General features: G+C 33.7%; 8 protein-coding genes. All 8 read left to right on the top strand.

The window, feature by feature from the left end; all coding sequences use genetic code 11:
* Positions 1-255 precede the first annotated feature (255 nt).
* The 8 genes from KIV10_RS13590 (at position 256) to KIV10_RS13555 (ending at position 6,955) form a co-directional block, all read left to right on the top strand.
* Positions 256-882 (top strand): hypothetical protein, encoded by a 627-nt coding sequence (locus tag KIV10_RS13590; protein WP_214114657.1) that lies wholly within the window; start codon positions 256-258, stop codon positions 880-882.
* A 133-nt stretch (positions 883-1,015) separates the two neighbouring features.
* Positions 1,016-1,258: a hypothetical protein gene (locus KIV10_RS13585; protein ID WP_214114655.1), complete on the top strand. Its 243-nt coding sequence runs from the start codon at positions 1,016-1,018 to the stop codon at positions 1,256-1,258.
* 319 nt (positions 1,259-1,577) lie between these two features.
* Complete coding sequence (locus tag KIV10_RS13580) at positions 1,578-1,973, top strand: hypothetical protein (RefSeq protein ID WP_214114653.1); 396 nt, start codon at positions 1,578-1,580, stop codon at positions 1,971-1,973.
* Positions 1,974-2,464: 491 nt separating this feature from the next.
* Positions 2,465-4,015: a T9SS type A sorting domain-containing protein gene (locus KIV10_RS13575; RefSeq protein ID WP_214114651.1), complete on the top strand. Its 1,551-nt coding sequence runs from the start codon at positions 2,465-2,467 to the stop codon at positions 4,013-4,015.
* A 216-nt stretch (positions 4,016-4,231) separates the two neighbouring features.
* A complete protein-coding gene (locus tag KIV10_RS13570; protein WP_214114649.1) occupies positions 4,232-5,086 on the top strand; it encodes a hypothetical protein in 855 nt (284 codons plus the stop codon).
* 186 nt (positions 5,087-5,272) lie between these two features.
* Positions 5,273-5,653 (top strand): helix-turn-helix domain-containing protein, encoded by a 381-nt coding sequence (locus KIV10_RS13565; protein WP_214114647.1) that lies wholly within the window; start codon positions 5,273-5,275, stop codon positions 5,651-5,653.
* On the top strand, positions 5,650-6,513 hold the full coding sequence (locus KIV10_RS13560) for an IS3 family transposase (RefSeq protein WP_214114646.1): 864 nt from the start codon (positions 5,650-5,652) through the stop codon (positions 6,511-6,513). Before KIV10_RS13565 ends, KIV10_RS13560 begins: the two co-directional genes overlap by 4 nt.
* Before the next feature lie 55 nt (positions 6,514-6,568).
* A complete protein-coding gene (locus tag KIV10_RS13555; protein ID WP_214114644.1) occupies positions 6,569-6,955 on the top strand; it encodes a hypothetical protein in 387 nt (128 codons plus the stop codon).
* The last annotated feature ends 255 nt before the right edge of the window (positions 6,956-7,210 follow it).

Genomic DNA, 7,210 nt, shown 5'->3' with positions numbered 1-7,210 from the left:
AAAAGAGCGGGGATTATCAATGTTGACGGAATGAAAACTTCCACTGGCTATAGTAACCTTACTCCGCTCTTTTGTTCTTTCTGATTAATTACTAAAGTTAACTGATTTAAGAAAAATCAAACTTAAGATGGCTATAAGTAATTGCTTGTTCTCGCCTACTTCTGAAAATCCTCTCGGATTTTCAGTTTTGTGTGTACTTGTAGAGTTAATCGCTAAACCACGCAACTACTCATAGCCTAAACCGTTGTGCATAATATGAACAAAACACTTTTACATACAATTTTACTTCTTTTTTTATTGTGGTTTTCATCTTGTAAAACACAATATTCAAATGCTGAGTTGAATGCAAATTTTACGACCGAGGAGATTTCTGATTTAAAACAAATAACTGACTTTTTCAAAACAGAAACTTGTGGGAATATGGATTTTGAAAAATGCTACAAGAAGACCAATCACGATTCTTTACAAGCCGAGGGCAAAGGATTTTGGAGTCAAATAGATTTTGAAAAACAAAAGGAGTTTTATAAACGAATTTCACCATCAACATTTGATGAAATCTGGATGTACTGCGAATCGACTTATTATCCGAGCGAAACAAAAGCGGACGACATTTGTGCTGTTGCTACGGGAAACTACCAAAAATATTTAGCCGATTTTGGCAAAAGCAATCCAAGAATTGCTAAATACGCTGAAAGAATCAAGGCTTCAGGCGACTTTGGTGGATTTGATATACAGTACGGAAATGTTTTAACTGATGAGAAAAACTTTGATTTGGACGACCCGAATATCCAATTGATTTTAGCAGTTCATTATTTATCAATGAATGACCAAGAGAAAAGAAACGCGGAATTGATTGAGCGGAATTTACCAAACATTGAGTAAAAATACTATGCACAACACCGTGTATAGCTCATTGCGGCTGAATTCCTAATCGGAATTCATTGCAATTCACTATCTTTCGGTTACGGCGGAAAATCATAGCTGATTTTCCGCAACGAGCCATACACAAACCGTTGTGAGCAATGCAAAAACAACGATGGATGAAATAAAGTTGCTTTGGAATAAATTTTGGAGTATATTTAACATTATGAAAGATAAGTTTAAATGGATAAAACAGGCTTATAAAAGCAAAGTGAGAATCACTTCGCAAGGAGATATTTATATAAAAAGTAAAGACGTTTTTACTGACAAAAATGAATCTATAAAGTTTGTGAACTCAATAGCGAAAGCTACTGGATTTAAGGTAAAGAATGCCTAATTTTGAGTTTAACTTCCTATTAATTCTACCTCTTCTCGGAGGTTATATCTTTCTAACCACCTTTTACCTTACCAAGTTTCAACATAGCCGAATTGAAACACAGAGGTTGATTTTCAACTCAATCATAGCATCTCTTTTTTTGGTCTTTATTAGTTATTACATTGATAAGTGGTTATTAAAAGGGTGTTTAGACAGTTTAAGAAATTGGTGTAAAAGTTTAATCCCTGTAAAATACCCGAACCTAAATCTTTACATATTAACCATAGCAATATCTTGGGTTGGGGCTAAAATATTAAATATCATACCTACCAATATTCTAATGTGGATTGTCATAAATAAGTTTGGGGATGAATTTGAGAAGCTTTATTATCAATCAATGAACGAAACAGAGTTGGAAAAAAAGCTTTTAATGGTTACAAAAGACGATGGTAAGGTCTATGTAGGATATATAAAAATTATATCTAAACCTCTATTATCCCAACAAATTGAGCTAATACCTTTTGTAAGCGGCTATAGGGAAAGTGAAAGAAAGATACTGCATTTTACCACACCTTATTTTAAAGTGTTGAAAAAACTAATAAACAATACTGATTTTGAAAGTATAGATGAGGAAATGGCGATTGTTATATCAAAAGAAAAAATAGTAACTGTATCAAAATTCAACCCAAAAGTTTATAAAAAATTTCAAAAGAAAAAATACAAACTTGCCGAATAAAAAGCACAGTTCACAACACCGTATAACAAAAATAAGGGAGTAAGTACAAAGCCCAAAAGACAGTACACAAATATTAATAACCACAACGGCTGGAAGTCAAGGTATTTTAACCCCTTACTTTTGTTATACAAACCCGTTGCGCACCATTTGAGAGAAAAAAGTGGTGTCCCAAAAAAGATGCTTATCGGACACGTGAGCGGCGTGCGGAAAAAAAAGGGGATTTCAGCCCGGAACGGAGCAGCGGCGGAAGCGGGGCGCGGGAAAAGGATCTTACCAAGCAGTGCGGAAAAGGTTCCAATCTAAAAAACGGTGGATCGGAACAGTTGCGGAGCGCTGCGGAAGAAAAACGGTGCGCAACACCGTGTATACGCAATGGCCGCAAATGAAAAATCCGAGAATAATTTTATACATTTAGCGTCCGTGCGGGGGCGGGGTTTTGGGAGACCGTTTCGCCACTGCGCATACACAAGACGTTATAGGCAATTTGACAAATGAAATACATTAAATCTCTAATATTAGTTTTTTATATTTTGCTATTTGATAGTGCAAATAGCCAAGATGGAAGTTTTGATACTGATTTTGGAACAGATGGAAAACTTGTATTTTCGATTGGAGATAAAAGTGATATTGGAAGGTCTTTGGCTATTTTAGATGACGGTAAGATTATTACTGGGGGATTTTACAATCTAATTAATAATTTAACGGTTAATAGACACATTTTTTTAACTAAGCATCTTACTAATGGAGAACTTGACACAAGTTTTGGCATTAATGGAATTGTAACTCTAACTATTGGAAATGACGGGTGTTCAATATCTGAAATAGAAATACAAAACGATGGTAAAATTGTCGCATTCGGCAGTGCTAATAATACTCCAATACTTTTACGCTTTAATGAAAATGGCTCACTAGATAGTACATTTGGAGATAATGGAATATCATACATAACTTCGGGAGGTGAATTTGAAATTTTAAATAATGGAAAATTTATAATTGCAGGAGGGTTTTCTGACGGCTTCAATGTATATTTTAGTATTTCTCGATATAATTCAAATGGAGTTATTGATTCTTCTTTTGGAAATAATGGAACAGTCATTACAGATATTTCTCCAGAACGGTTCGACTTGAATGCCGCATTGAAAATTCAAGATGATGGGAAAATGGTTTTAGCAGGCACAACCTATACTCAGGCATCCCAAAGGAAAGCCGTTATCGCGAGGTTTTTAATAGATGGTAGTCTAGACCCAACTTTCGGAGATAATGGAATTAAAATTACGAGTGTGGGTGATGAACCAGGCTATGGTGCTTTCACAGACATTGACATTCAAACAGACGGAAAAATTGTAGCTGTAGGTCAGGCTGAGAATTCGATAGGTGGTGGATTTTTTGAATCCCATTCCCTTCTTGTTAGATATAACACAAATGGTCTTCTGGACGATTCATTCGGATTAAATGGGATTGTAATAACCGATGAGGCAACCAATGGCAATAGCTTAATTAATGCTACTATCATACAACCAGATAATAAAATCATTACTATGGGTTACTCAGCAGAAGCAATGCCTTCTTTTCAATCCTATTTGACTTGTATGAAATTTGACACAAGCGGAGAATTAGATGCTAGTTTTGGCAACAATGGAATTGTAATAAGTGATTTATTTAATTCAGAGACAAATACAGGATATGAAGTAAAGCTTCAAAATGATGGAAAGATAGTCGGGATTGGAATAACCAATGAAGCAAATACATCAAATAAGGATATTGCGCTGATTCGATTGAATAATCAAGTTCTTAGTATTGAAAACAATTCCTTAGAACCACATATTGTTATTTTTCCAAATCCCTCAAAGCACTTTTTAAACTTTACTTTACGAAATAATATTACTGGATTCTCGATAAGCATATTTAATGTTAACGGACAAAAAGTTTATGAAAGTAAATATTTAAACAAAATTGACATATCGGCTTTTGAAGCTGGGTACTATTTTGTAGAAATAATTACTGACAAAGGATATGTTCACAAGAAAATAATCGTAAAGTAAAAACTGCCTATAACAAGGTATAAAAAAAATAGGGCAAGTAAGTGCTAAACCCAATGGTTCGGTCTTATTTGCAAGGTCGCCAAATCTTTTGATTTGGCTTTTAGAAAAGAAAGATAAAACATAATACAAAAGATTTGGCTTGTGGATAAACCGAAAGTTTATTGCTTATTTACAGCCCTACTTCTTTTATACTAACCGTTGTAACAAATTTGAAGAATGTTCCGAGGAAAAAAATTTATATACATTGACAACCCATCTGAACTTGGAAAATTCTATGTTCATCACGCTGAAAGAGATTTGAATGAATCTATCTTAACGCCAGTATTCAAGCCAGAGTCAATTGAAAAAAATCAAACTGATTTAATTCCAGGATATATTGACCGAGAACTTAATTTCTATTCTTGCCCAATCATTACGAATTACATAAAAATTAAAAAATATGAATTCATAGAAATTTATGTAAAAGAAGAATATCGGAATGTTAGAACAGCAACTTTGTTTTTAGAAGTTTATGATAAAACATTAGAAAATTATATATCAGAAACTATAACTCTGGCTGAAAAATTGCAAATATGCTCAATCGACTTTTTAAATTTCAATCATATAATAAACTTTTTAAATAAATACGTTGATTCTGGCAGAGACATCAACAAAATTGATTTCAAATTATTTAGTAAAAGTTATCCTAAACTTGTAGATAAACAAATAATTCTTCAAAATGTAAAATCACTTGATTTAAAAGTATTTGAAGACAGTAAAAACCGAGTAGGAAAAGACAATAGATTTTGGACTGAAATGGAAGTAAGAAACTTACCTGAAAATGAATACTTAAAAGATTTATTTATAAAGTGTCTTTCGAAACAAGGAAGAAAATTAATAGCGGATTTCGGTGTTGTAATTGAACTTTATAGTGATTATATATGGTCACCAACTCACCCAAGAAAGCATTTGGAGAACTACTCAACAGAAAGTATAAAAGAAACTTTAATTATGGATTTAGCAATTGAGTTTAATTCAGAGGAATATGTTTTAAGCAGTATGGAAATAAAAACTTGTTACAACAATGTATAACCGCAATTACGGCGGATTCGACTACGTCCGAATCCACTCGGAATTGCTAACGTCAGTTCTAAACCGAAAATTAACTCATATTAACCCGTAACTGACGGTTATACTAGACCGTTGGCAACAATATGAAAAAAACGTCATTTCCTGAAATAGGTTGACCAAAAATCAATCATTTAATTCAGGATCAAGATGAAAGACAACAAACCTCCCTGCCCAAAAAAAGAGTACCAAAAAGTAAGTTTTGAGCTTAAGCTAATAATCATTGATCAAATCCAGAATGGTCAGATCTCAGTTAATTATGCTGCAAAATCCTATAATGTTTCAAGATCTTCTATTGACTACTGGATAAAAAAATACAGTACCTTAGAACAAAAGAAACGAGGTATGAGTAAACAAGATGAAATCAAAAAACTAAAAGAGAAGATCGAAGAACTCGAGTTTATCAAAGAGTTTCAAAGGGATTACATCGCTAATCTGGAGAACCTTTCAGGACTCGATCTGGCAAAAAAGCATTTGCCCGAAGCATTGGCCAAGGAAATAGAAAAACGCAAAAGAGACCTTTCAAAATGAAATGGGTCTACCAATGTTTCGGGATATCTAAACAAGCTTTTTACAAGCGTCTGGCTACACATCAAAAGTCTAACCAGCAAGAACAGGCAATCCTTGACCTTGTTGAACAGATTAGAAAAAAAATGCCCAAAACAGACGGTTTAAAGCTGTATAAATCAATCAAGCCGGCACTTGTGGAGAAGAACATTAAAATGGGCAGAGATCGCTTCTATCTACTTCTTAGAAGACATCAACTGCTTATACCAAGAACAAAAAGAGCACACATTACAACAAACTCAAAGCACCACTTTTACAAATATCCCAATCTAATTAAAAATCTTATTCCCCAAGCTGCAGAGCAGCTGTGGGTAAGTGATATAACCTACATCAAAACAGATCGTGGAAATGCATATCTGGCGCTGGTAACAGACGCGTACTCCAAAAAAATAATGGGTTACAAAATTGATAATCATATGAAAACAAGCCTCTGCATAGATGCACTGAAAATGGCTTTAAAACAAAGAAAATACCCCGGCCAAAAGCTCATTCATCACTCAGACCGAGGTCTGCAATACTGTAATCCTACATATACCAAATTTGCTGAGAAAAACGAGATCAATATCAGTATGACACAACAATACGATCCCTACGAGAATGCCGTGGCCGAACGAATAAACGGAATATTGAAACAGGAGTTTGGATTGGGCAAAACAATTGTAAGTCTAAAATTAGCTCAGAAAATGGTTAAAAAAGCAGTAAAAATCTACAATTCAAAACGAATGCACTACAGCCTGGAATTTAAAACTCCAGACTTTGCTCACAACAATCAAAATCATAATTACAAACAGTACAGAAAAATACCGATATTAGTAACTCAATAAAAACAAAATAGTAAACCAAAATGGTCAACCTATTTCAGTATAAGACACAATCATTATGAAGAAAATTAAATTCCTGAAATCAATTATCATTTTTATCAGTTTAACCATTTATGGTTGTGAAAAACCTGAAACTAAAATATCAGAATTGATTTATGAAAACGGAAATAAAAAAATAGAAATTCAAATTCAGGACGGAAAAGATTATTTGGAATATGATCAACCAACTGAAACAAACTTTGTGCTTACTAATATAGCTCAAAATAATTTCTATGTTATCGGACCTGGGATTAGTGTAATCCAAAACAAAAACGGAATAATGAAAACACAAATCAAAGTTCCGCGTAATTATCTTGAAACGGATACATTGAACGTGAAAGTTAGTTTTGGAAAAAAACCAGAAGAAAACCACGAATTTAATATTCCAATGAAAACAGCGGAATAAAAATACTGTGGGCAACACCGGCTATAGTTCATTGCTTCTGACTTTCTTCTCGGAAAGTCCTCGCAAATTTGCTATCTTCGGCTCTCGGCTAAAAATCCTAACGGATTTTCACGCAACGAAACCATAGCCCAAACGTTGGCAACAAGCTGAAAAAACCGTGACTGAAAATCAAAATCCATATAAAATTTTAAAATATCCACCTGCGTATATGGATGGATATTTAGCTATTAATGGTTGTTTATCCGAGTATTGCAT

Origin of the sequence: Aequorivita echinoideorum, from assembly GCF_018476645.1 — a bacterium.
Taxonomy (GTDB): Bacteria; Bacteroidota; Bacteroidia; order Flavobacteriales; family Flavobacteriaceae; genus Aequorivita; species Aequorivita echinoideorum.
Note: the sequence above shows the minus strand (reverse complement) of the source record. Positions and strands in the feature narration are given on the sequence as shown.